This is a genomic window from Rhizorhabdus sp. GW822-FHT03C02 (assembly GCF_058801765.1).
The window spans coordinates 384,942-407,472 of the sequence record NZ_JBXANN010000002.1 but is presented as its reverse complement, the minus strand read 5'-3'; the positions used below and the strand labels follow the sequence as shown (position 1 = coordinate 407,472).

Annotated in this window: 30 protein-coding genes; 19 read left to right on the top strand and 11 right to left on the bottom strand. The window is 66.3% G+C overall.

Annotated features, from left to right (window positions below):
• The first annotated feature begins 13 nt into the window (after positions 1–13).
• From AC1RM6_RS09095 to AC1RM6_RS09080, 4 genes are all read left to right on the top strand, one after another.
• The gene (locus tag AC1RM6_RS09095) at positions 14–844 is read left to right on the top strand and encodes a LytTR family DNA-binding domain-containing protein (protein ID WP_493100305.1); all 831 of its coding nucleotides are present in this window, start codon (positions 14–16) and stop codon (positions 842–844) included.
• Positions 845–1,037: 193 nt separating this feature from the next.
• Complete coding sequence (locus AC1RM6_RS09090) at positions 1,038–1,244, top strand: hypothetical protein (protein WP_493100303.1); 207 nt, start codon at positions 1,038–1,040, stop codon at positions 1,242–1,244.
• Positions 1,244–1,471: a DUF6326 family protein gene (locus AC1RM6_RS09085; protein WP_493100301.1), complete on the top strand. Its 228-nt coding sequence runs from the start codon at positions 1,244–1,246 to the stop codon at positions 1,469–1,471. Before AC1RM6_RS09090 ends, AC1RM6_RS09085 begins: the two co-directional genes overlap by 1 nt.
• A complete protein-coding gene (locus AC1RM6_RS09080) occupies positions 1,468–2,211 on the top strand; it encodes a DUF4386 domain-containing protein (RefSeq protein ID WP_493100299.1) in 744 nt (247 codons plus the stop codon). The genes AC1RM6_RS09085 and AC1RM6_RS09080 overlap by 4 nt, the downstream gene beginning before the upstream one ends.
• Here the strand turns inward: AC1RM6_RS09080 and AC1RM6_RS09075 are convergent.
• The gene (locus AC1RM6_RS09075) at positions 2,180–2,557 is read right to left on the bottom strand and encodes a MerC domain-containing protein (protein WP_493100298.1); all 378 of its coding nucleotides are present in this window, start codon (positions 2,555–2,557) and stop codon (positions 2,180–2,182) included. The two genes, AC1RM6_RS09080 and AC1RM6_RS09075, sit on opposite strands and share 32 nt — an antisense overlap.
• 129 nt (positions 2,558–2,686) lie before the next feature.
• Here AC1RM6_RS09075 and AC1RM6_RS09070 point away from each other — a divergent pair, with 129 nt between their 5' ends.
• The 5 genes from AC1RM6_RS09070 to rpsI all read left to right on the top strand — a co-directional run bounded on the left by AC1RM6_RS09070 (position 2,687) and on the right by rpsI (position 5,589).
• On the top strand, positions 2,687–2,932 hold the full coding sequence (locus AC1RM6_RS09070; RefSeq protein WP_493100296.1) for a hypothetical protein: 246 nt from the start codon (positions 2,687–2,689) through the stop codon (positions 2,930–2,932).
• 28 nt (positions 2,933–2,960) lie between these two features.
• On the top strand, positions 2,961–3,311 hold the full coding sequence (locus AC1RM6_RS09065; RefSeq protein ID WP_493100294.1) for a diacylglycerol kinase: 351 nt from the start codon (positions 2,961–2,963) through the stop codon (positions 3,309–3,311).
• A 59-nt stretch (positions 3,312–3,370) separates the two neighbouring features.
• Positions 3,371–4,432, top strand: coding sequence for a COX15/CtaA family protein (locus AC1RM6_RS09060; protein WP_493100292.1), 1,062 nt, complete (start codon positions 3,371–3,373; stop codon positions 4,430–4,432).
• 123 nt (positions 4,433–4,555) lie between these two features.
• Positions 4,556–5,035, top strand: coding sequence for a 50S ribosomal protein L13 (rplM, locus tag AC1RM6_RS09055; protein ID WP_493100290.1), 480 nt, complete (start codon positions 4,556–4,558; stop codon positions 5,033–5,035).
• A complete protein-coding gene (gene rpsI / locus AC1RM6_RS09050; protein ID WP_493100288.1) occupies positions 5,035–5,589 on the top strand; it encodes a 30S ribosomal protein S9 in 555 nt (184 codons plus the stop codon). Before rplM ends, rpsI begins: the two co-directional genes overlap by 1 nt.
• 185 nt (positions 5,590–5,774) lie before the next feature.
• Here rpsI and AC1RM6_RS09045 read toward each other — a convergent pair whose 3' ends face one another.
• Positions 5,775–6,203 (bottom strand): Ros/MucR family transcriptional regulator, encoded by a 429-nt coding sequence (locus tag AC1RM6_RS09045; protein ID WP_493100286.1) that lies wholly within the window; start codon positions 6,201–6,203, stop codon positions 5,775–5,777.
• A 318-nt stretch (positions 6,204–6,521) separates the two neighbouring features.
• Between AC1RM6_RS09045 and AC1RM6_RS09040 the strand changes: the two genes are divergently transcribed.
• From AC1RM6_RS09040 to AC1RM6_RS09025, 4 genes are read left to right on the top strand one after another with little or no spacing between them, the layout of a single operon-like run.
• Positions 6,522–7,121, top strand: a complete 600-nt coding sequence (locus AC1RM6_RS09040; protein ID WP_493100284.1) for a TIGR02466 family protein — start codon at positions 6,522–6,524, stop codon at positions 7,119–7,121.
• Positions 7,114–8,175, top strand: coding sequence for a PLP-dependent cysteine synthase family protein (locus AC1RM6_RS09035; RefSeq protein WP_493100282.1), 1,062 nt, complete (start codon positions 7,114–7,116; stop codon positions 8,173–8,175). Before AC1RM6_RS09040 ends, AC1RM6_RS09035 begins: the two co-directional genes overlap by 8 nt.
• 32 nt (positions 8,176–8,207) lie before the next feature.
• A complete protein-coding gene (locus tag AC1RM6_RS09030; RefSeq protein WP_493100280.1) occupies positions 8,208–8,753 on the top strand; it encodes a helix-turn-helix domain-containing protein in 546 nt (181 codons plus the stop codon).
• A gap of 58 nt (positions 8,754–8,811) precedes the next feature.
• Positions 8,812–10,044 carry an MFS transporter gene (locus tag AC1RM6_RS09025; protein ID WP_493100278.1) on the top strand — a complete coding sequence of 411 codons (1,233 nt, stop codon included), beginning with the start codon at positions 8,812–8,814 and terminating at the stop codon, positions 10,042–10,044.
• Here the strand turns inward: AC1RM6_RS09025 and AC1RM6_RS09020 are convergent.
• From AC1RM6_RS09020 to AC1RM6_RS09005, 4 genes are all read right to left on the bottom strand, one after another.
• Positions 9,987–10,943: a TIGR03557 family F420-dependent LLM class oxidoreductase gene (locus tag AC1RM6_RS09020; RefSeq protein ID WP_493100276.1), complete on the bottom strand. Its 957-nt coding sequence runs from the start codon at positions 10,941–10,943 to the stop codon at positions 9,987–9,989. The genes AC1RM6_RS09025 and AC1RM6_RS09020 overlap by 58 nt on opposite strands.
• An 83-nt stretch (positions 10,944–11,026) precedes the next feature.
• A complete protein-coding gene (locus AC1RM6_RS09015; RefSeq protein ID WP_493100274.1) occupies positions 11,027–12,226 on the bottom strand; it encodes an MFS transporter in 1,200 nt (399 codons plus the stop codon).
• A 109-nt stretch (positions 12,227–12,335) separates the two neighbouring features.
• Positions 12,336–13,331: an amidohydrolase family protein gene (locus AC1RM6_RS09010; RefSeq protein WP_493100272.1), complete on the bottom strand. Its 996-nt coding sequence runs from the start codon at positions 13,329–13,331 to the stop codon at positions 12,336–12,338.
• 76 nt (positions 13,332–13,407) lie between these two features.
• Positions 13,408–13,665 carry a hypothetical protein gene (locus AC1RM6_RS09005; protein WP_493100270.1) on the bottom strand — a complete coding sequence of 86 codons (258 nt, stop codon included), beginning with the start codon at positions 13,663–13,665 and terminating at the stop codon, positions 13,408–13,410.
• A gap of 163 nt (positions 13,666–13,828) precedes the next feature.
• Here AC1RM6_RS09005 and AC1RM6_RS09000 point away from each other — a divergent pair, with 163 nt between their 5' ends.
• Complete coding sequence (locus AC1RM6_RS09000) at positions 13,829–14,242, top strand: HIRAN domain-containing protein (RefSeq protein ID WP_493100268.1); 414 nt, start codon at positions 13,829–13,831, stop codon at positions 14,240–14,242.
• A gap of 68 nt (positions 14,243–14,310) precedes the next feature.
• The gene (locus tag AC1RM6_RS08995) at positions 14,311–14,484 is read left to right on the top strand and encodes a hypothetical protein (protein WP_493100266.1); all 174 of its coding nucleotides are present in this window, start codon (positions 14,311–14,313) and stop codon (positions 14,482–14,484) included.
• A 19-nt stretch (positions 14,485–14,503) separates the two neighbouring features.
• Here the strand turns inward: AC1RM6_RS08995 and AC1RM6_RS08990 are convergent, their stop codons facing one another.
• Positions 14,504–14,890, bottom strand: a complete 387-nt coding sequence (locus tag AC1RM6_RS08990) for a winged helix-turn-helix transcriptional regulator (RefSeq protein ID WP_493100264.1) — start codon at positions 14,888–14,890, stop codon at positions 14,504–14,506.
• Between the two features lie 104 nt (positions 14,891–14,994).
• Here AC1RM6_RS08990 and AC1RM6_RS08985 point away from each other — a divergent pair, with 104 nt between their 5' ends.
• The 3 genes from AC1RM6_RS08985 to AC1RM6_RS08975 all read left to right on the top strand — a co-directional run bounded on the left by AC1RM6_RS08985 (position 14,995) and on the right by AC1RM6_RS08975 (position 18,715).
• Positions 14,995–15,750: an SDR family oxidoreductase gene (locus tag AC1RM6_RS08985; protein ID WP_493100262.1), complete on the top strand. Its 756-nt coding sequence runs from the start codon at positions 14,995–14,997 to the stop codon at positions 15,748–15,750.
• Between the two features lie 56 nt (positions 15,751–15,806).
• Complete coding sequence (locus tag AC1RM6_RS08980; RefSeq protein WP_493100260.1) at positions 15,807–17,189, top strand: glycoside hydrolase family 47 protein; 1,383 nt, start codon at positions 15,807–15,809, stop codon at positions 17,187–17,189.
• A 128-nt stretch (positions 17,190–17,317) separates the two neighbouring features.
• Positions 17,318–18,715 carry an aromatic ring-hydroxylating oxygenase subunit alpha gene (locus tag AC1RM6_RS08975; RefSeq protein ID WP_493100258.1) on the top strand — a complete coding sequence of 466 codons (1,398 nt, stop codon included), beginning with the start codon at positions 17,318–17,320 and terminating at the stop codon, positions 18,713–18,715.
• 38 nt (positions 18,716–18,753) lie between these two features.
• On the opposite strand, the gene AC1RM6_RS08970 is transcribed toward AC1RM6_RS08975, so the two are convergent.
• On the bottom strand, positions 18,754–19,278 hold the full coding sequence (locus tag AC1RM6_RS08970; protein ID WP_493100256.1) for a GNAT family N-acetyltransferase: 525 nt from the start codon (positions 19,276–19,278) through the stop codon (positions 18,754–18,756).
• Positions 19,279–19,308: 30 nt separating this feature from the next.
• Complete coding sequence (locus AC1RM6_RS08965; protein ID WP_493100254.1) at positions 19,309–19,794, bottom strand: SH3 domain-containing protein; 486 nt, start codon at positions 19,792–19,794, stop codon at positions 19,309–19,311.
• 171 nt (positions 19,795–19,965) lie between these two features.
• On the opposite strand from AC1RM6_RS08965, the gene AC1RM6_RS08960 reads away from it, so the two are divergent.
• Positions 19,966–20,256, top strand: a complete 291-nt coding sequence (locus AC1RM6_RS08960; protein WP_493100252.1) for a hypothetical protein — start codon at positions 19,966–19,968, stop codon at positions 20,254–20,256.
• Between the two features lie 64 nt (positions 20,257–20,320).
• Here the strand turns inward: AC1RM6_RS08960 and AC1RM6_RS08955 are convergent, their stop codons facing one another.
• On the bottom strand, positions 20,321–21,019 hold the full coding sequence (locus tag AC1RM6_RS08955) for a glutamine amidotransferase (RefSeq protein WP_493100250.1): 699 nt from the start codon (positions 21,017–21,019) through the stop codon (positions 20,321–20,323).
• Between the two features lie 78 nt (positions 21,020–21,097).
• The gene (locus AC1RM6_RS08950; protein WP_493100248.1) at positions 21,098–22,501 is read right to left on the bottom strand and encodes an NAD(P)H-dependent flavin oxidoreductase; all 1,404 of its coding nucleotides are present in this window, start codon (positions 22,499–22,501) and stop codon (positions 21,098–21,100) included.
• Positions 22,502–22,531: the final 30 nt, after the last annotated feature.

The following is a 22,531-nucleotide window of genomic DNA, read 5'->3' as shown; positions in this document are numbered from 1 at the left end:
CACATCATGGGCTATGGACTTCGACGATCTCCTCGGGCGCCCCGAACGCTGGGCGAGCGTGCTCGGCTGGGCGACGCTCGCGGGGATCGAGTTCGGCCTGATCGGCCCGTTCGGCAGCTATGCCTCACACCTGTTCACGCGGGTCGCCTATTGGACCGCGCTGTTCTGGGTCGGCAGCCTGCTGCTCTGGCCGAGCGTGGTCACGGGGCTCAGACTGGGACCGCGCCGCGGTTTTCCGCCGCTGTTCTCGGGCGTCGCGGTCTGCCTGATCGCCTGTGTCCCGCTCGCCGCGCTCGGCGCCGTCGAGACCTATATCTTCTGGCCGATGCGCGCGTCGCGGATGCGCCTGCTCGACTGGTATGCGCTGACCGTGGTGGTCGCGCTCCCGGCGATGGCCGCGCTGATGTGGCTCGAACTGCGCGGCGGGGTCTCGATCCGGGCCCGTCTGGCGCACGCTTCGAACGACGGGACCGGTGTCGACGACAGCATCGGCCAGCCCGTTCAGCCCGCCTTGCCCGACCATATCCTCGCAACCGCTTCATGCCTGCAGATGGAGGACCATCATGTCCGCGTGCACCTGCATGGCCGATCCTTCCTCCATTTCGCGGTGATGCGGGAGGTCGTCGAAGCCATGGACGCACAGCGCGGAGCGCAGGTGCACCGGTCCTGGTGGGTGGCCCGCGACGCCGTACGGGGCTGGTACCGCGAAGACCGCGCGGTCATGCTCGTCCTGATCAACGGCCTGCGCGTGCCCGTCGCCCGCAACCGCGTCGCCAGCCTGCGCGCGCAGGGCTGGCTCGATGGCGCGACCGAATGCCGGAATCTGGAGCAAGACCTGGCGTGATACCGGCCCGTGCGGCGCTTGAGCCAATCTATCTGGAATGCGTCGGCATCTTCAGCATTGCCTGCCCGCATCCAGCCCGGGTTCGGCACCGCCCGTCGATCGTCCAACCGACGAAAACCCGAAAAGACGTTCGAGACTTGCGTCGATCGGCACCTTGTGTATTATATTAATAATACAGTCGATGAGGTCGCTCATGCCATATCGTCTCAGCGTCCCGCTCGAGGATTTTCGCCCAGCGCCCCAGCAGCGCCTGTCGGCGCTCTGGGTCTCGCTGATGTTCTGTTACAGCTATGGCGACTATTTCGGCCCGTATCTGCCTGGCAAGCTGATGGCGATGAACGCGGGACGGATGGGGCCGCTGGGCCTTTTGACTCGGCGAAACTGGTCGCGGTCTCGCTGATGATGGCGATCCCCGGCCTCATGGTCGCCATGTCGCTGCTGCTGCCACCGACCATCAATCGCTGGCTCAACCTCGTTCTGGGCGCCGCTTACAGCGCGATCATGCTGCTGACCCTGACCGGCGGCGCGCCGCCTTATTATCTTGTGCTCGCCATTGTCGAGATCGCCCTTTGCCTCGCTATCATGCTGACCGCCTGGACATGGCCGCGCAAGGCTCGCGGAGCATGATCCTGGTCGAGGACGCATCCACGACCGCATCCCCGTTTCCGCAGGCAAAGGCGCGTCTTGCCGGCCTCCTTTATCTCGCTACGATCGTCGCGGGCCTGTTTGCCGAGATCGGCGCCCGGTCGTCGGTTTCGGTCCGCGGCGACGGCAGCGCGACCGCCGCCGCCATCGTGAAGAATATCGCCTTGTACCGTGCCGGCGAAGCCGCCGATATCGTGATGCTCGGTTGCTACATCGGCGTGACGGCCCTGCTCTACGAACTGTTCGCGCGCTCGGGCCGTGCGCTCTCGCTGACGGCGATGGGGTTCAGTCTGGTCGGGATCGCGGTACTGGCCGCCAATGGCCTGTTCCACATGGCGCCGCTGGTGCTGCTCGACGGGGCGGGGACGCCTGCCCTGCCGATCGCGCAGCGCGACGCGCTGATCCGGCTTTCGCTCGATCTTCATGGCGACCTCTATGGCGTCAGCCTGATCTTCTTCGGCATCTATTGCATCCTGATCGGTTGGCTGGCGATCCGCAGCCGGGCGCTTCCGCCCGCGGTGGGTGCGCTGATGATCGTCGGCGGATCCTGTCATCTATTGACGAAGCTTACCGCGATCCTGGCACCCGAACTGGCACATGGGCTGCCCGGCCTGATGAACCTTGCGCCGCTGGTCGGTGAGACCGCGTTGTCTGCATGGCTGCTGCTGTTCGGAGTCCGGATGCCGAACCTCAGTGCGCGGCAACCATGGCCCGGCGGTTGAGGATATGGGCGAGCGCGACGCACATGACCCCGCTCATCGTGTAAGCGACTTCGCCGAGGCCGTGCTGCGAAAGCAGCGCGATCCCCATCAGCACGATGCCGGCACTCCCGAGCATCATCGGCATCGGACGGCGGTGCGCGAGGAAACCGCGGCCGAGGCCGAACAGCGCCAACACGATCGCAAGGCCCAGCCCGATCTCATGAATCGCCGGGTGAAGCAGCGCCCCGCCCGCCGACGCAAGGAAGGCGACGAACGCGACGCTCGCCGCGCAATGCACGAGACACAGCGCCGACAGGCCGATCGCCAGTCGGTCGAACAGATCGCGTGCGGGGGTCAGACTGGTCACGGACAGATCATCCTCTCGAAGGCCCCAATGCCATAGCGAAGATTAAGATACAATATATCATTGCAAGATTCCTTGCCGATGACACCGCATCGATCCCGGTGTAAGCATCGCTCGATCAGGGAGGTCGATATGCTGGCGATGCTGATGATGGCCGCGGTCGTTGCGAACGACGCGAAGGCACCCGATACATGTTTGAAGATCGAGCCCGCCATGGCCGTCGCCGCCGAACGAGGTGCCGGCTTCAAGCGACTCGGCGACCTGCCGCCGGCCGCGCATGTGCTGAGCGTCTTTCGCAAGATCGATGGCTGCGTGACCCCGGTGGTGCTGCGCAACGGAATCGAAGCGGGCGTGACGACGGCGCCGGCGCAGGAATGACATAGGCAAGCGACGCGACCATCTCCGCGTGAAGAACCGGCCCTTCCATGTCCGGCTGGGCTATGCGCTCGCCGGTCTGCGCGCATGCTGGCGCAGCGAACGCAGCTTTCGCACCCATGTCGCGCTCGGCAGCCTCGCCGCCATCGGCCTGCTGGCAGTGCGGCCGGCGCCGGTCTGGTGGGCGCTCGTCGGGCTGGTGATCATGCTCGTACTCGGTTTCGAGCTGATCAATTCGGCGTTCGAACGGCTGATCGACCATCTCCATCCCGAAATCCATCCCGAGATCGGCCTGATCAAGGATATGGCCGCCGGCGGCGTGCTGCTGATCAGCGTCGCCGCACTGATCATTGCCGCCGCACTGCTCGTAGATCGGATGTGAGCATGCCGCACCTGCGGGCATGCTTGCCCTCGCCCATCCGCTGACGCATTAGCCCGCGCATGTCATCGAGCCCGTTCGCGCGTCCCGCCGCCCCCGCCCCCCGCCCCCATGCGCTCGCGCTCTGGCTGCTGGTCGTCGCCGCCCTGGTGTTCGCGATCGTCGTCGTCGGCGGGATCACCCGGCTGACCGAATCCGGGCTGTCGATCACCGAGTGGAAGCCGATCCGCGGGATCGTCCCGCCGCTGAACCAAGCCGAATGGCAGGCCGAATTCGATAATTACAAGACGATCCCGCAATATGCGGCGTTCAACACCGGCATGACCCTCGACGGGTTCAAGGCGATCTTCTTCTGGGAATATCTCCACCGGCTGCTCGCGCGCGGAATCGGGATGGTGCTCGCCGCGGTGATGCTGGTCGCCTGGTGGAAGCGCGCGATCCCCACCGGCTATGGCCGGCGGATGCTGATCATCTTCGCGCTGGGCGGGCTGCAGGGGGTAATCGGCTGGTGGATGGTCTATTCGGGCCTGTCCGAACGCACCGAGGTCAGCCATTTGCGGCTGGCCACCCATCTGGTCGCGGCGCTGATCATCTTCTCCGCGCTGATCTGGACCGCGCTCGATCTGTTCGCGCTCGCCCGCAACCCCGGCTATCGACCGGCGCGGATCACCCGGCTGGGGGCGATCGCGCTGCTGATCCTGACGATCCAGATCATCCTCGGCGCGTTCGTCGCCGGGCTGCGCGCGGGCTATGCCTATGCCAGCTGGCCGAAAATGGGCGACGAATGGTTTCCGAGCGGCGGCTGGAACGCCGCGTGGGACCCGATCCGCAACGCGATCGACAATCCGATCGTCGTCCAGTTCCTCCACCGCTGGTGGGCGTGGGTCGCGGTCGCAGCCGCCATGATGCTCGCGCGCCGCGCCCGCGAAACCGGTGCGATCGGGCCGGTCCATGCGATCGGCACCTTCGTCGCGCTGCAGATCCTGCTCGGCATCGGCACGCTGATGACCGGGGTGATGATCCCGATCGCCGCCGCGCACCAGGCGGTCGCGGCGCTGCTGCTGGCGTCGATGGTCGCCGCTGCGCACCATATCGGCCGAGTCCGGAATGGCGCGGTATTATAATACCTCTTTTAATTGAGCCCGGAAATCTTGACTCTTTTGGGCATGTCTGCGCATTAGCCCCCGGTCAGCGCCGCTCCTCACCGGGCGGCGCGGTTCGTTTCAGGAACAAAAGGTCTAAAGCCCATGAAGGCGCTCATGAAGACCACCAAGGTGGCGACGCCCGCCACGGTGGAAAAGAAATGGCATATCGTCGATGCCGAAGGTCTGGTCGTCGGCCGCATGGCGTCGATCATCGCCAACATCCTGCGCGGCAAGCATAAGCCGAGCTACACGCCGTTCATCGATTGTGGCGACAACGTCATCATCATCAACGCCGAGAAGGTTCGCTTCACCGGCAAGAAGGCGAGCCAGAAGGTCTATTATCGCCACACCGGCTATGCCGGCGGCATCAAGGAAGCCCGCGCGGACAAGATCCTCGAAGGCCGCTTCCCCGAGCGCGTGCTCGAAAAGGCGATCGAACGCATGATCCCGCGCGGTCCGCTGGGCCGTCAGCAGATGCGCAACCTGCGCATCTTCAAGGGCACCGAGCATCCGCACGCCGCCCAGAACCCCGAGACCCTCGACATCGGGTCGATGAACCGCAAGAACAAGGTGGGCGCATAATGTCCGACAATCGCCAGTCCCTTTCGGACCTCGCGTCGCTGACCGGCGCTCCTGCCCCGGTCGAAGCGGCTGCTCCGGCCAGCGACGGCCCGGCCTACACCACCACCGAAGCGCCGATCGCACCGGTGCTGCCGACGATGCCGCTGCGCGAGCAGATCATCGACGCGCAGGGCCGCGCTTATGCGACCGGCCGCCGCAAGGACGCCGTCGCCCGCGTGTGGATCAAGCCGGGCACCGGCAAGATCACCGTCAACGGCCGCGACCAGGAAGTCTATTTCGCACGTCCGACGCTGCGTCTCGTCATCAACCAGCCGTTCGGTATCGCCGAGCGCGAGGGCCAGTATGACGTCGTCTGCACCGTCAAGGGCGGCGGGCTTTCGGGCCAGGCCGGCGCGGTCAAGCATGGCATCAGCCAGGCACTGACCAAGTACGAGCCGATCCTGCGCGCCCCGGTCAAGGCCGCGGGCTTCCTGACCCGCGACAGCCGCGCGGTCGAGCGTAAGAAGTACGGCAAGGCGAAGGCCCGCCGCAGCTTCCAGTTCTCGAAGCGCTAAGCCGAAGGGGTTCGCCCCTTACGCAAAAACGAACGGGCCGCCAGCGATGGCGGCCCGTTTTGTTTGTGCCTACCAAAATTTAGGCGGCGCTTTCCGCCAGGGTTTCGGCGAAGATGGACGAGCCTCCACCTTCGCCGGACCCTGATCGGGACATAAAAAGCCGGGGAAGGCCCCCGGCTCTTCATTCACTTCCGCGCAGTCTTCGCGGCCTTTGCGGGAACCTTGGTGCCCGGCTTGCGCCCAAGACCGATCTTGACCGCCAGTTCCTTGCGCTGCTGCGCATAGTTGGGGGCGACCATCGGATAGTCGGCGGGAAGCTTCCACTTCGCGCGATACTGTTCCGGCGTCATCTGATAATGCGTCATCAGGTGGCGCTTGAGCATCTTCAGCTTCTTGCCGTCCTCGAGGCAGACGATATAGTCTGGCTTGATCGACGAGCGGATCGAAACCGCCGGCTCCTGGGCCGGCTGCGGTTCGACGGTGGGGGTACCGAGGCCCTTGAGGGCTTCGTGGACGCTTTTGATGAGCGTGGGCAGATCGCTCACCGAAACACTATTATTCTCGACATGCGCCGATACGATCGCAGCCGTCAGTTCGACCAGTTCTTCGTTCATTTTTGAAACGCCTTACTCTTGCGGGACGGCTGTCTTACGCCGCTTCGCAGCGGCTGTCGCTATTTTCATTACTGTGGACAATCGAACAGGCGCCGCGCCCCAGTCGACCAAAGGAGACTTTGCCGAATTTGGCTGAATTGCGTCGATTTCGCCAAGCTTCGTCAAGGTTCCGACCGGTGCATGTTCATGGACGGCATCGATCCGGCGACTTGCGACGCCGCGATACGCCCTTCGCGCCAGACCCCGCCGGAACACCGCTGGGCCCGGGCAGAGACGACCAAGGCTTGATCCCGCCGATGTCCCGTGCTTGTGCGCGTCATGACTATCCGCACCCTGTTCGTGACCCGCCTCTACGAGGGCCAGCTCGACGATCCCGAGATGATCGACGAGATCGAAGCCTCGTGCCACATGCTCGCCGACGAAGATCGCGCCGGACGGCAATGGGCCAAGGCGCATGGATATCGCGGCTATACATCCTATGCGTCGCTCGACGACCTGCCGCAGCGCGATCCGGTCTTCGCCGATCTCAAACGCAAGCTCGACGCCCATGTCCGTCGCTTCGCCGAGGCATCGCATTTCGACCTCGGCCGCAAGCTCAAGCTCGACAGCCTGTGGGTCAACGTCCTGAAATCGGGCGGCGGCCATTCGGGGCACCTCCACCCGCACAGCGTGGTGTCGGGGACGCTCTACATCGCAGTGCCGCCGGGATCGGGATCGCTCAAGCTCGAGGATCCGCGGCTGCCGATGATGATGGCGGCGCCGGGCCGCACCGCCGACGCACCCGAGGACAGCCGCAGCTTCGTCTATGCCGAGCCTAAGCCCGGCACGATCTTCCTGTGGGAAAGCTGGCTGCGCCACGAAGTCCCCGCCGGCACCACCAAGACCGACCGGATCAGCGTGAGCTTCAACTATGCCTGAGCGCACATCGACCGACCGCCAATGGCTGCACTGGGCGGTCGGCGAGATCGAGGCCGATCTCGCGCGATCGGCCGACACCCATCTGGTGCGGGTGCCGATCGCCGGGCTGCCCGACATCGACATCTATCTGAAGGACGAATCGACCCATCCGTCGGGATCGCTCAAGCACCGGCTCGCCCGGTCGCTGTTCCTCTATGCGCTGTGCAATGGCTGGATCGGGCCCGACACCCCGGTGATCGAAGCGTCGTCGGGATCGACCGCGATCTCGGAGGCCTATTTCGCGCGGCTGCTGCGGCTGCGCTTCATCGTGGTGGTCCCCGAGGGGACCGCTCCCGCCAAGCTTGCCGAGATCGAGCGGCTCGGCGGCGAATGCCACCGCGTCACCGGCGCGATCTACCCGGCGGCCGAGGCCTTGGCGCGCGATCTCGGCGGCCACTACATGGATCAGTTCACCTTTGCCGAGCGGGCGACCGACTGGCGCGGCAACAACAACATCGCGCAATCGATCTTCGCGCAGATGGAGCGCGAACGGCACCCCTGCCCGTCATGGATCGTCGTCGGCGCCGGCACCGGCGGCACCTCGGCGACGATCGGCCGCTATATACGCTATCGCCGATCGAGCTGCCGCGACACGATGTTGGCGGTGGTCGATCCCGAACATTCGGTGTTCGCCGAGGCTTGGCGGACCGGGCGGACCGACCTCACCTCCGACCGCCGCTCGCGGATCGAGGGGATCGGCCGGCCACGGGTCGAGCCCTCATTCCAGGCGCAGGTGATCGACCGGATGATCGAGGTCGAGGACGATGCCAGCTTTGCCGCCGCCCGCTTCCTGTCCGAACGGCTCGGCCGGCGGGTAGGCCCGTCGACCGGCACCAATCTGGTCGGGGTGCTCCGGATCGCCGAGCAGATGGCAGCAGCGGGCGAAGCGGGCAGCATCGTCTCGCTGATCTGCGATCCCGGCGAGCGCTATATGGACAGCGCCTTCGACGAGGCGTGGCTCGACGCGAACATGCCCGACCATGGTCGCTGGGCGGCGTGGCTGGCGCGGTTCTAGCCCGTAACGACGATATCTGCTATCGACCGGGCATGATCAGCGATCTGCCCATCGGACGTGCGCTGCGCCGGTTCCGGCGGCTGAACGGCATCAAGCAGGGCCATGTCGCCGAGCTGCTGGCGGTGTCGCAGGGCAGCGTATCGCGCTGGGAAAGCGGCGCCCACGAACCCGAGGGCGTCCACCGCGAACGGATCGTCGCGATGATCGCCACCCATAGCGGCAACAAGGGCGATGCCGCGCTGAAGCGGCTGGTGTCGTCCTCGGCGCTGCCGCTGCACCTGATCTGCGACGCCACCCACCGGCTGCTCGCCGCCTCGCCGGTGCGCGCGGCGTCGTGGCAGGTCGATGTCGGTCCCTATCTCGGCACCTCGCTCTGGCGCTTCGCGACCCCCGAGATCGTCGCCGCCGAGGACAGCCTGGGCGATCGCGGCTGGTTCGAGCGGCCATGGCAGACCCTGTGCTTCGAGACCGGCGGCAACGGCAGCGACGAAATCCCGGTGCGGCCGAGCCGGATGCGCTGGGAAACGATCGCGCTGTCTGACGGGCGGGTCGGGCGACTGACGACGACCATCGGCTGACAGCTCGCGCATATTTTATTCGTAGGCTCCGCCGCTCTGCCGCCTTACGAGCCTGCGCATGACCAGCAACTGGCCCAGGATCATCGCACTCTGGCTGATCGGCATCTTCGCGGCAGGCCAGCTCGCCAAGGTCGCGACGCTGGCGCCCGCGCTGCGCTTCCGCTTCGGACTCTCCCTCGCGCAGACCGGCCTGCTGGTCTCGCTGCTCGAAATCGGCGGCGCGCTGTTCGGCTTCGCCGCGGGGCTGGCGGTCGGCCGCTTCGGAACCCGGCGTTTCCTGTTCTGGGGGCTCGCCATCCTGCTGCTCGCCGGCATGGCCGAGGCCGCGGCGTCGAACGGCGCCGTCTTCTTCGCCGCCCGCGCGGTCGAGGGGATCGGCTATCTGCTGGTGGTGATCGCGCTGCCGACCGCGATCGTCGCGCTGACCGACGAGCGCAACCGCGGCGCCGCGCTGACGCTGTGGAGCAGCTTCTTCGCGGTCGGGGTCGCGATCGGCAGCGTCGCCACCGGCTTTGCGAGTGGACTGGCGGGCCCGGGCGGGGCGCTGTGGTTCTGGGCGGCGATCGCCGCGGTCGCGCCCTTCCTGGTCGCGAAGATGCCGATCCCGACGCAGGCCGATCGCCGCGCGATCGCGCTGCCCGCAGCTGCAGCCTGGCTGTCGACCTTCGCCTTCGGCCTCTACACCATGGCCTTCTGCTCGCTGACGATGCTGCTGCCGACCTTCCTGATCGAGGTGACCGGCACGAACCTCGCCACCGCGAGCATCGTCGTCGGGCTGGTGTCGCTGGCATCGCTGCTGGCGACCGCGATCGGCGCCTGGCCGATGCGCGCGGGACCGGTCGAGGGTCGTCGCGTGATCGCGATCGTCGCCCCCGCCCTGCTGCTGTCCGCGCTGGCGGCCCCGGCGATCTTCCTCGCCGCCCGCCCGACCGGCGCCGCCCTGCTCGCCACCAGCGCGATCGCCATCGCGGTGGTGCTGCTCAGCACGATCGCCGCCCCCTTCATCTTCGCGCGGCTGCCGCTGATGGCCGGCGCCCGCACCGCCGACGATCCGCGGATCGCCGCGGTCAACGGCTTGGTCACCCAGTTCGGCGCGGGCGGCGCGCTGATCGGCCCGCCGCTCGCCGGGCTGGTCGTCGAGCGCTGGGGCTGGTCCGCACTGGGAATCGCGATGGCGGCGATCCTGACGGCAATGCTCGCGATGATCTGTCTCGCGGAATATCGGCTCGCCGTTCAGTCCGCGAGCGCGGGGCGCAGTTCCTTCTCGAAGAAGCGGATGAAGCCGTCCTGATCGGGGCCGATCCCGGTCAGGACGATATGGTCGAAACCGGCGTCGATATATTTGCGGATCGCGGCGAGATGGGTTTCGACATCCGGACCGGCAGCGATCGTCTCGGCAAGGTCGGCGGGCTTCACATATTTCGACGCCGCCTCGAAGCCCGCCACGGCGGGTAGCTCGCTGTTCACCGACCAGTCGAACGCCGAGAAGCGGAACCGGTCATGCGCAAGCTCGAGCGCCGCTTCCCTGGTCGCGCCGAGCGCCAGAGCGACCTCGGCATAGCAGGGGCCCTGCCCCTTGGCCTTGCGGAAACCCTCGACCAGTCCGGCCTCGGGCGAGGTCGTCATGATCCCGTCGGCCTTGTCGGCAGCGAGCGCGATCGAGGCCGGGCCGCTCACCCCGACCACCACCGGGATCGGCTTGGCGGGCAGGTCGTAAAGCTGGGCATGGTCGACGACGAAGCTCTCGCCCTTGAAGCTGTGAACGCCGCCGCTCCACAATGTCCGGAAGATGTCGATCGCCTCGCCGAGCATCGCATGGCGCTCGGGCACCGACGGCCAGCGCGCGCCGGTGACATGCTCGTTGAGCCGCTCGCCGGCGCCGACCGCCAGGGTGAAGCGGTCGCCGCTCATCACCGCGATCGTCGCCGCCGCCTGGGCGACGATCGCCGGATGATAGCGGATGATCGGGCAGGTCAGCCCGGTGGTGATCGCGATCCGGCTGGTGGCATGCGCGATCGCGCCGAGCACGCTCCACGCGAACGGGGCATGGCCCTGCGAATTGAGCCAGGGATGGAAATGGTCCGAGATCGAGACGAAATCGAAGCCTGCCGCCTCGGCCTTCACCGCATTGTCGACCAAGGCGACGGGGCCATGCTCTTCGGTCATCAGCTTGTACCCGAACTTCACCATCCGACGCCTCCTTCTTGTCAGGGGCGTCAATGCCGCGGACGGGCGAACGATCCGCTCGTTTCGCCCGCGGCGACGGAAGCGCTTCAGGCGATCGCGGGGGACCTGCGGGCGGCGAGGCTGTAGGAGACGAAAAAGATCAGCAGGCCGCCGGCAGCAAGCGCCGCACCGATCGGCCCGGTCGAGGTCCAGCCGAGTCCCGCCGCGATCGCGACCCCGCCGAGCCACGCGCCGAGCGCATTGGCGACGTTGAACGCGCTGTGGTTGAGTGCTGCGGCGAGCGCCTGGGCATCGGCGGCGACGTCCATCAGCCGGGTCTGCAGCGCCGGCCCGAGCGCCAGGCCAGCGAAGCCGATCATGAACAGGTTGAGCGCCGCGGTCACCGGATGGTGCGCGCTGAGCGCGAACAGCGACAATGTGGCGATGTTGAGCAGCATGATGATCAGGATCGCCCGCATCAGCCCGCGATCGGCGAGCCAGCCGCCGAACAGGCTGCCGGCGATCATCCCGAGGCCGATCGCCGACAGCATCGGCGGAACGCTCGACTCCTGCATGCCCGCGACGAACATCAGCGTCGGCGCGATATAGGAGTAGACCGCGAACAGCCCGCCGAAGCCGACCGCGGCGATGCCCAAGGTCAGCCAGACCTGCCCGCGCCTGAGCGCGCCCAGTTCGGTCATCGGGCTGGCATCGTCGGCGGCCGGCATCGGATGGAGGCACAGCCGCACCAGCGCCGCGGTGGCGAGGCCGGTGGCCGCGACCACGACGAACGCCGCGCGCCAGCCGGCGACCTGGCCGATCCAGGTCGCGAACGGCACGCCGATGACATTGGCGATGCTCAGCCCGAGCATCATCCGCGCCACCGCCTGCGCGCGCTTGTTGGGCGGCACCAGCGACGCCGCGACCAGCGAGGCGATCCCGAAATAGGCGCCGTGCGGCAGCCCCGCGACGAAGCGCGCGACCACCACGAAGCCATAGTTCGATGCAACCGCGCAGCCGAGATTGGCGAGCGCGAACAGCAGCATCAGCCCGATCAGCATCGTCCGCCGCCCGACCCGCGCGAACGCCGCGGCGATCAGCGGCGCGCCGATCACCACGCCCAGCGCATAGGCGCTGATCATATGGCCCGCGACCGGAATCGAGACATGGATGTCGCTCGCGACATTGGGCAGCAGCCCCATCGAGGCGAATTCGCCGGTGCCGAGCGCGAAGCCGCCCAGCGCCAGCGCGAACTCGGCGGCGGTCACGCCGTGCGGGGGCGCGGTTTCGGAGGTGATCGGGGTCATCGACGGTCCTGCGGAGATGAGCGGCATCTCTCCCGGGGACGGCACGTCGACGCGCTCTGCGCCCTATATGGGGACGCGAGGCGCCCGAGACAACCGCCGATGCCCGCGATCAGAAATGGCTATCGCGCTGCAACCGATCGATCGTGGCCGCATCGAGCCGCAGGAAGCGCGCGGCATTGTCGAACAATATGTCGCGCTTCTGCGCGGCGCTCAGCCGCGGGTCCTCCTCGATCACCGCGATCGACCGGCCGATCGTCTCCGGCCAGACCATCTGGTCCGATCCGAACAGGATGCGCTTGCCGAAACCGGCGGTGACGATCCGGCCGATATAGTCGTAAAAATCGGCGCGAGGCTGGGTGTAGACGATCACCCCGGTGTCCACATAGACCTGCGGGTGCGCGTACATCAGCGCCAGCAGGTCGTCGATCATCGGATAGCCGGCATGCATCAGATAGACGCGCAGCCGTGGATGCCTGACCAGCACCTCCTCCATCGTCAGCGCGCTGTGGAGCCGCGCCCGATAGCCGTCGGCGCCCATATAGATGATCCCGGGCGGCCCCGGACCGACATGGATCCCGACCGGGATGTCGAGCTTTTCGGCAAGCGCCCAATAGGGTTCGAGCCGGCGGTCGGTCGGCGCGATCCCTTCATATTGGGTGGTGACCTCGGCGAGTATGTCGAGCGTCCCCGCCTTGTGCAGCGCCTCGACCGTCGCGACCGGATAATCGCGGCCGATGTTGAAATCGAGCCCGCTCAGGAAACGCCCCGGCGCCGCCTTGCGCCACGCCGCCACCCGCGCCGGCGTGCCGCTGAGCACCCCGACGACATGATGCTTCTCCATCTCGGCGATGGTCCGCCGCATCAACTCGGGCTCGGTCGTCGGCGACCATACCGGATCCTGGCAGGCCGGCTTCTTGAACAGCTCGAGAAACTGGTCGGGATAGGGGGTGCGCTGGTCCCAGACCGGCATCGCCGCGAGCGGCGTGCACATCGCCATCGGCGGCGGTCCCTGATCGTCGGGCGCCATCGCGTGGAGGTGCATGTCGATCACCGGCGCCGCGGCATGCACCGCCTGCGCCGCGCAGATCAGGACAAGAATCGCCATCCACCGCATCGCGCTTTCCCCCCGTGAGCCAGCCTACCCTATAAACACGGGTCGATCACGCAAGCGGCAAGACGTTTCAGAGCGGCGCGAGCTTGGTCGTCGGCTGCAGCGCATCCTTGCGGACCTTCTCGCCGATCAGCGCCGACAGATTGCCCGAAATCGCCCGCACCGCACCGACCGGATCGACGGTGGCGTTGTCGACCCCGAAATGCGCGAAATCGGCGATGCTCATGATGAACTTGCGCGCCTCGCCATCGACGTCGCCGCTGAAGGCGATCATGCGCTTTTCCTTGAGCGCGCTCGAGGCATCGATCGAAATCACGGCATCGGTCATCTGTGGAACCCTGTCTGCAACATATAATGTGTGGATATGGCGCGCGATTAGCACAGATGCGCCGCAATGTCGGAGTTTTTCGCAGGTGCAGCATTCGGCTCAGCGGCCGATCGCCCTTGTCGGTTTGACCGCCACCCGATCGATGTGCTCCAGCGCAGCCATCATGCCCCAGCAATTGAGCCTCGCCGTGGTCGGCGCGATCCACAGCAACCCCGACGGCAGCAACCGGCTGTTCGAGATCGCGATGCTGCGGCCGGGCGAACCGGTCGCGCTTCGGCCGGAGCCGACCAACAAGGTCGATCCTTCGGCGGTCGCGGTCTTTTCGGCGCGCGGTATCCAGATCGGCTATCTGAGCGCCGAACGCTGCGGATGGATCGGCGGCCGGATCCGGCAGGGTCGCGACATCGTCGCGATCTTCCAGGAGAAGACGAGGACCGGCGCGGTCATCCGCGTCCATCTCGATGGCGGGACACCGACATTGCCTTCCCCGCGGACCGCTGTGGATGCGCCGCCGGCCGAGGGCCAGATCGATCCCGACGACGGCTTCTGGCCAGATTATATCCCGCCCGATGAATGACGGGCGGCCCGTTACGCTTTCGTAAGACGCGTCGATGCATGCTGCCCGCGGCTCAGGGGAGATCGACCATGGAAATCCACGCTTATGACTGGGATGCACCGACCGCGATGACCGCCAAGGGGCGGGCGCAGCATCGGATCAAGGTCGCGCGCACGACGCTGTCGGCGCTGTCGCTGGCGGGAACCGCGCTGGTCGGCGCCGGTATCCTGATGCGCTGGCGGAACAGCCACAAGAACGGCTGAACGACCGAACCGCCGCCACTCAAACCTCTTCGCGTTCGGCGAACGCCGCCCGCGCCGCCTCGATCTGGGCATGATAGGTTCCTGCCCAGATCCACACCCCGCAAAAGGCCGCCCCCAGGGTACGGCCGAGCTCGGTCAGGCTGTAATCGACCCGCGGCGGCACCACCGGATGGACGACCCGGCTGACCAGCCCGTCGCGCTCCATCTGCCGCACCGTCTTGGTCAGCATCTTCTGGCTGATGTCGCCGACATGTCGGCCAAGTTGGGTGAAGCGCAGCGTGCCATGCTCCTCGAGCGCCTCGAGGATCAGCATCGTCCATTTGTCGGCGACCCGGCCGATGATCTCCTGCACCAGCGCGGCGATCTTCGGATCGTCTTCGCCGGGATAGAAAGCGGGTTTGTCCATCACGGTATCCATCAGGTTAGTATCGCACTTTCAGGTGCCTACTTTCCAAAAGAGAGTGTCAGCTTTATCTCCGAATCACAACGTTTTTACGAGGTGATTTCGACATGAAGAGCAGCGACAACACGATATTGGTCACCGGCGGCGGATCGGGCATCGGCCGTGCGCTCGCCGAGAAATTCCATGGCTTGGGCAACCGGGTGATCATCGCCGGGCGCGATGCGGCGAAGCTCGAAGCGGTCGTCGCCGCCAATCCGGGCATGGCGTGGATGACCTTCGACGTCGGCGATGCCGGATCGATCGAAGCATTTGCGCGCGATCTGGTCGCGGCACACCCGACCCTCGACGTCATCGTCAACAATGCCGGCATCATGCAGGCCGAGGATCTGAAGGCCGCGCCCGCCAATCTCGCGACCAGCGAGGCGACGATCGCCACTAATCTGCTCGGGCCGATCCGGCTGACCTCGGCACTGCTGCCGCATCTGCTGACACGGCCGTCGGCGACGGTGATGATGGTGTCGTCGGGGCTCGCGTTCGTGCCGATGATCGCGACTCCGACCTACAGCGCCACCAAGGCCGCGATCCACGGCTATGCGATGGCGCTGCGCGAGCAGCTGCGCGGGACCTCGACCGACGTCGTCGAGATCGTCCCGCCTTATGTCCAGACCGAATTGATGGGCGACCGCCAGGCCAACGATCCCAATGCGATGCCGCTCGCCGCTTTCATCGACGAGGTGATGGCGATCCTCGCCGCCGATCCGGCGGTCGCCGAGGTGGTGGTCGAGCGTTGCAAGCCGCTGCGCTTCGCCGCGCAGAACGGCCATTTCGACCAGGTCTTCGCGATGGTCAACGCCCAGCATTGACGGCGCATTGTCGCCTCCTCAACCCGCGGCTACCTTGCCGCGCAGCGGAGGATGATATGCGGATCGGCAGGCGCGGCATGATGACGGGAACCGCGGCGGCGATCGCCGCTGCGGCCTCCCCCGCAATCTCCGCCGGCGAAAACTGGAAGGCGCTCGGCGCGGCGGTGAAGGCCGAGATGGCCTGGGCCTGGGATCTCTACCGCGAGCACGCCTGGGGCAAGGACGAGATCAAGCCGGTCAGCGGCGGCCATTCGAGCTTCCCGATCCGCAAGGGGCCGCATCTCGGACTGACCCTGATCGAGGCGCTCGACACGCTCTGGGTGATGGGGCTCGACGACCGCTTCCAGGACGGGATCGACTGGGTCAGGGCGCATGCCGATTTCGACGTCGACGGCGAGGTGTCGGTGTTCGAGACCTCGATCCGGCTGGTCGGCGGGCTGCTGTCGGCGCACCATGCCTCGGGCGATCCGGTGCTGCTCGCCAAGGCGCGCGACCTCGCCGACCGGCTGCTGCCGGCGTTCGATACCCCGACCGGTTTTCCATACCGCTTCATCAACCTGCGCACCGGCGCGGTGCGCGACCCCGAGACCAACCCGGCCGAGATCGGCAGCTTCCTGCCCGAATGGGGCACGCTCAGCCGGCTGACCGGCGACCGCCGTTATGGCGAGGTCACCAGGCGGGCGATGGTGACGCTGTTCGAGAAGCGCTCGAAGCTCGACCTGCTCGCGGTCAAGATTGACGCGCGCACCGGGCAATGGCTCGACCGGCGCGCGACGGTCGGCTCCTATGCCGACAGCTATTATGAATATCTGTGGGACGCCTGGCAGCTGTTCGGCGACAACGAATGCCGCCGCATGTACCAGGTCTGCACCGCGGCGATCCTGCGCCACCAGCAGGACTGGCGCGACGGCCGGCTGTGGATCGCCGACGTCGATTTCGAGACCGGCAGGATCGTCTCGACCGAACAGGACGAGCTCGCCTCCTTTTATGGCGGGCTGCTCGCGCAGGGCGGCGCGGTGAAGACCGGCGCCGCACTGACCGAAAGCTGGGCGGCGCTCCAGGATCGGTTCGGCGTGCTCCCCGAAGGCTATGACTATGCCACCGCCAGGCCGACCGCGCCCGGCAATGCGCTGCGCCCCGAGCTCGCCGATGCAGCCTTCAACCTCTGGCTGATCGACCGCAACCCGCGCCGGCGGGCGATCTGCGCCGCCCATTTCCGCGCGATGCAGCGCTGGAACAAGGCCCGCTACGGCTATACCGACCTCGCCGACGTCACCACCGATCCCAAGCGCCAGGCCGATCATTGTCCCGGCTATTGGTGGTCCGAGCAGATGAAATATTATTATCTGATCTTCGCCGACACGCCGCGCTTCGACTATCGCCGCAACTATCTGACCACCGAGGGCAACGTCCTGCTGGGCTTTCGCCGCGCCGGATGACGGGGCTTCATCGGCGTGGCGATATCGCGCATCGGCCCGGTTTGCGGGCGCTGGCGGAGCGATAGGCGTTTGCGAAGGCGGGGCCTTCCTGTACGATCGGCTACAGCAATGAAAACGAGGTAGTCCCGATGGCAGAGGGTGTGAGCGCTCCGATCAGGCCGGTGCCGTTCCTGGTCAAGGACCCGGAACAGATTCCGACCAAGCGCTATTATGACGAGGAATTCTACAAGCTCGAGAACGAGCGTCTCTGGCCGCATGTCTGGCAGATGGCGTGCCGGCTCGAGCAGATCCCGAACGTCGGCGACTTCATCGAATATAGCAATCTCGGCAAGTCGGTGGTCATCGTCCGCACCAAGGACGGGGTGAAGGCGTTCCACAATGCCTGCCGCCACCGCGGCGTCCAGCTCGCCGAGGGCCATGGCAACTGCAAGCGCGAGGGCTTCATCTGCCCCTTCCACGGCTGGCGCTGGAATATCGAGGGCAAGAACACCTTCGTCTATGGCCGCCACATGTTCAGCGAGGCCGCGCTCGAAGAGGCCGAACTGGCACTCAAGCCGTGCCGGGTCGAGGAGTTCATCGGCTGCGTCTTCATCAACCATGACGACGACGCGCTGTCGCTGCGCGAGAGCGTCGGCCCGCTCGCCGACGGCCTCGACGCCTACCAGTCGGACTCGATGCGCGCCGAATGGTGCTACGGCACGGTGCTGCCGGCCAACTGGAAGGTCGCGATGGAAGCCTTCATGGAAGGCTATCATGTGATGAAGACCCATCCGCAGCTCCAGCATGCGGTGCCGATCCTCTACAACATGATGTACGGCATGGAGACCGGCGGCATCGGCGTGCCGGTCAACCCGAACATGAGCATCCAGGACAATATCAAGGCGCAGTTCAAGCATCTCCAGCTGCTGAGCGAGGGCATGGCCGGTATGTGCCATGCCAAGGACGTCGCGGTCGCCGAACAGATGCTCGACGTGCCGCTACCCGAGGATCTCGGCCAGGCGATCATGACCTGGTACGGCATGCTCAACCATCAGGTGACCGAGGCCGCCCGCGCCCGCAACGAACCGGTCGGCGATCTCAACCACATCGCGGTCAACACGCCCGTGAAGGCTGTCGAGTTCATCTATCCGAACTATTTCCTGCTGCCGTTCCTGTCGAGCATGTCGGCCTACCGGATCCGTCCGCTCGGCCCCGAAAGCTGCATGTTCGAGATCTGGTCGCTGACCAACTTCCCCCCGGGCGAGGAGCCCGAGCCGGTGATGGAACCGATCATGCTGCCGCACGACAGCGACCAGTTCCCGCCGATCCCGCGCCAGGATTACAGCAACATCCCGCGTCAGCAGATCGGCCTGCACGCCGACGGTTTCGACTATATGCGGCTGTCGAAGGACATCGAGGGGCTGATCAGCAACTTCCACCGCCTGCTCGACGGCTATCTCCAGGGCGACGACGTCAAGAAGCTCGGTGCCGCCGGCGCGCATCTCAGCGGCAATTTCGATGGCCCGATCAAGGATCTCGGGCTCTGAGATAAAGGAGGCGCGGTCGTCGATCGCGCCTCTTCTCGCTATTGCGCCAGCCGTTCCAGCTTGAGCACCGTCTTGCCCTTGTAATCGGCCTCGCCGTAGGCCGCGAAACCCAGCTTCGCCGCGACCCGCAGCGACCCCAGATTGTTCGGATCGATGATGCACACGGTGCGCGGCGGCGCCCGGGTCTCCTCGATCCAGGCGAGCGCGGCGCGCGCCGCCTCGGTGGCATAGCCCTTGCCCGCCACGTCATGCGCCAGCATCCAGGCGAATTCGGGCGGCCCGTCGAAATCGGCGCCGAGCCCGCGATGGAAATCGCCGAGCCCGACCTCGCCGATCACCCGGCCGGTCGCGCGTTCCTCGACGATGAACAGGCCGTAGCCGAGCAGTGCCCAATGCCCCGCGAAGCGCAGCAGCCGCGCCCAGGTCTCCTCTGGGGTCATCGGCTTCTGGTAGATGAAGCGCACCGCCTCCGGATCGGTGGTCAGCGCGCAGCTCGCCGCGAAATCGGCGATCCGGTGCCCGCGCAGGATCAGCCGCTCGGTGGTCAGCGTCGGCGCGCTCATGCCGCGACCAGCCTCATTTCTCGAACCGCCTCATTGCTCGAACTGCTCGCCCGGCGAGACGCCCCAGATGCGTTCGGCGCGGACATAGCCCTTCTTGCCGCCGACGTTGAACAGGCACCAGCTGCCGTCGCACTCCTCGAGATTGCCGACGACCCCGGGTTCGGCCTGCCAGTTGAGCCCGGCATTGTCGTCGGGATCGGCGCGCATCGGCGCCAGCCCCTGCCCGGTGATCACCCCGGTGCGCCGGGCGCTGAGCAGTGTCGACAGCATCCAGCCTTCGGTGCCGTCGATCTCCTTGATCCGCCGCCAGTCGCCATAGACCTGGACGACCTGGATCGGCAGGTCGCGCCGGCGATAGCGCCAGATCGCCGGAAAGGTCTTCTCGGGGCCGGTGCGCATCAGCGCGTCGCCGGTGGCGAGCGATGCCCAATAAGGAATCTTGCGCTCTTCCGCGTCGGCGATCGCGCCGGACGCGAGGCAGACAATGGCGATAGCGATAAGGCCGATACGCGACACGGCGGCTCCCGAACTGTTGATATTTGGCCGCACCTTATCGCCTGCGGCCAAGCGTTCAAGCGCGTCGGCGAAACCTGTCATTTTGACAACGACATGAACGACGGAACAATGCCCGGTTCATCTCGTTCCTCGTACACAGTTCACCCAACGCATGTTGATTAGGAGCGTGATATGAAGTCGAACACTTTGATGGCGGCAGCGATCGCGCTGTCGTTTACCGCGGCCACCCCCGCTTTCGCCCAGAGTGCAGGCAAGCTCGCCAAGGGCGCGCTGATCGGCGGCGCCGGCGGCGCCGTTGCCGGCGCGATCATCCCCGGCCTCGGCACGGGCGAAGGTGCGCTGATCGGTGCGGCCGGCGGTGCGGCGATCACCGCACTCAACCACAAGGATCGCCGCTATTATCGCGACGGTTACGGCCGGAAATACTGGACCGACAAGCGCGGTCGCCGCCACTATAAATAAGCGCGTCACCGCTTGAAAACAGGCCGCTCCGGATATCCGGGGCGGCCTTTTTCATGGGGGCGGTTCAGATCTCCAGCCGCACCAGCCAGTCCTCGATCATCCGGCGCCCCGCCTTGACCGCGGGAGGCCCGTGCGCGGCATGCTGGTCGCGCATCCCCGCGATCGTCTGCCCCGCCGATACGACATAGGGTTCGTCGGCGAGCCACGCCTCGAACCGTTCGTCCTCGCCCATTTCGGGATGGCATTGCAGCGCGAGCAGATTGGTGCCGCGTCGGAACGCCTGATGCGCATATTTGGCCGACGAGGCGAGCAGCTCGGTGCCTTCGGGCAGGTCGAACGTGTCGCCATGCCAGTGAAGCACCGGCACATCCTCGATATGGCGGACCGGCGATCCCAGCCCGGCCGCGCTCAGCTCGATCGGCGCGAAGCCGACCTCTTTGACCGGCCCCGGATAGACCCTCGCGCCCATGGCGGCCGCTATCATCTGGCTGCCGAGACACACGCCCAGCGTCGGCCGGTCGAGCATGATCCGCCGGGTGAGCCGGGTGATCTCGCAGGCGATCCATGGATGGCGATCGGTCTCATAGACCCCCATCGGCCCGCCCATCATCACGACGAGGTCGGGCTCGTCGAAGTCGACGCTCGAAAAGCGCGGATCGGTGACGTCGATCCGGTCGATCACGAAACCGGCCTCCTCGACCGGCGCGCGGAAGGCGGCAATCCCTTCATAGGGGGTATGGCGGATCACGAGACAGGTCTTCATCGCGCCAAGACTAGCGTCGCAACCGCCGATTCCAACCGCAGTGCTTCTTTAGGTGCGTAAACTCGCCGCGCGGCCCACTCAGTCGCCGGTGAGGATACGATCGACCAGTTGCTTCACCGTCGGCACGAACCCGTTCGAATAGAAGGGATCCTGCTTGAACTTGTACGCGGCGTGGCCCGCGAACATCAGATTCTCGTCGATCGGACCACCATGGGCGATGTCCTGGAGCGTCTTCTGGATGCAGAAGCTGCGCGGATCGGCGAGACGGCCGGTCGAATTGCCCTCGGAATCGGCCCAGGCCGAGAAACCGCACTGGCTCAGGCACCCCATGCAATCGGCCTGGTCCTTGCGGATGATCTTGGTCTCTTCGGGGGTCTCGAACACCAACGTGTTGTCCGGCGTCTTGAGCGCCATGGTGAAACCCTGGCCATACCATTCACGGGCGCGGTGGAGGTCGCCCAGCGTCACCCAGAAATTCTTGCCCTTGATGCCGACGTCGAGCTGATACTGATGATCGCCCGCGGCCTCGCCCGAAAAGGCGATCTGGCGTTCGGACCGCGCTTCGAGGCTGCGCAGGAACGGATTGCGCACCGCCGACGAATAGAAGCCGGTCGGCGAGAAACGGTGGAGCAGCACGTCGCCGGGCTCGAGCGTGGTCAGATGGTCCTTCCACCCCTGCGGGATCGGGCTTTCCTGGGTCAGCAGCGGGCGGGTACCGAACTGGAAGGCGATCGTTCCGAGTTCGGGATTGTCGATCCACTCGGCCCAGTCGCGCAGGAACCAGACGCCGCCGGCCATGATGATCGGCACATCGTCCGAAATGCCGCCGCTGCGCATCGTCTCGCGCAGCTGCTTGACCCGCGGATAGGGATCCTGCGGCTGCTTGGGGTCCTCGGCGTTCGACAGACCATTATGGCCGCCGGCGAGCCAGGGATCCTCATAGACCACGCCGGCCAGCCATTCGGCGGCCTTCGAATAGGCCCGCTTCCACAGCGCGCTGAACGCGCGGCCCGACGAGACGATCGGCAGATAGCTGACGCCGTAGGAGGCGGCGATCTCGGACAGCTTGTACGGCATGCCGGCACCGCAGGTGACACCGGCGACCATGCCCTTGGTGCGCTCGAGCACGCCATGGAGGATCCGCTGGGCGCCGCCCATTTCCCACAGCACGTTGATGTTGATCGCGCCCTTGCCGCCGGCGATCTCGAACGCGCGGCGGACCTGCTCGACCGCGCCGTCGATGGCATAGGCGATCAGTTCCTCATGCCGCTCGCGGCGCGACAGCGCGCGGTAGATCTGCGGGATGATCTTGCCCTCGGCATCGTAGCTGTCGGCGTTGACCGCCGAAACGGTGCCGATGCCGCCGGCCGCGGCCCAGGCGCCCGAACTCGCATGGTTGGTCGCGGAGACGCCCTTGCCGCCTTCGATCAGCGGCCACACCTCGCGGCCACCATAGAGAATCGGCCGAACGCCCTTGAACAACGATGCCTCCTACGCAGAATGGGCGCCATA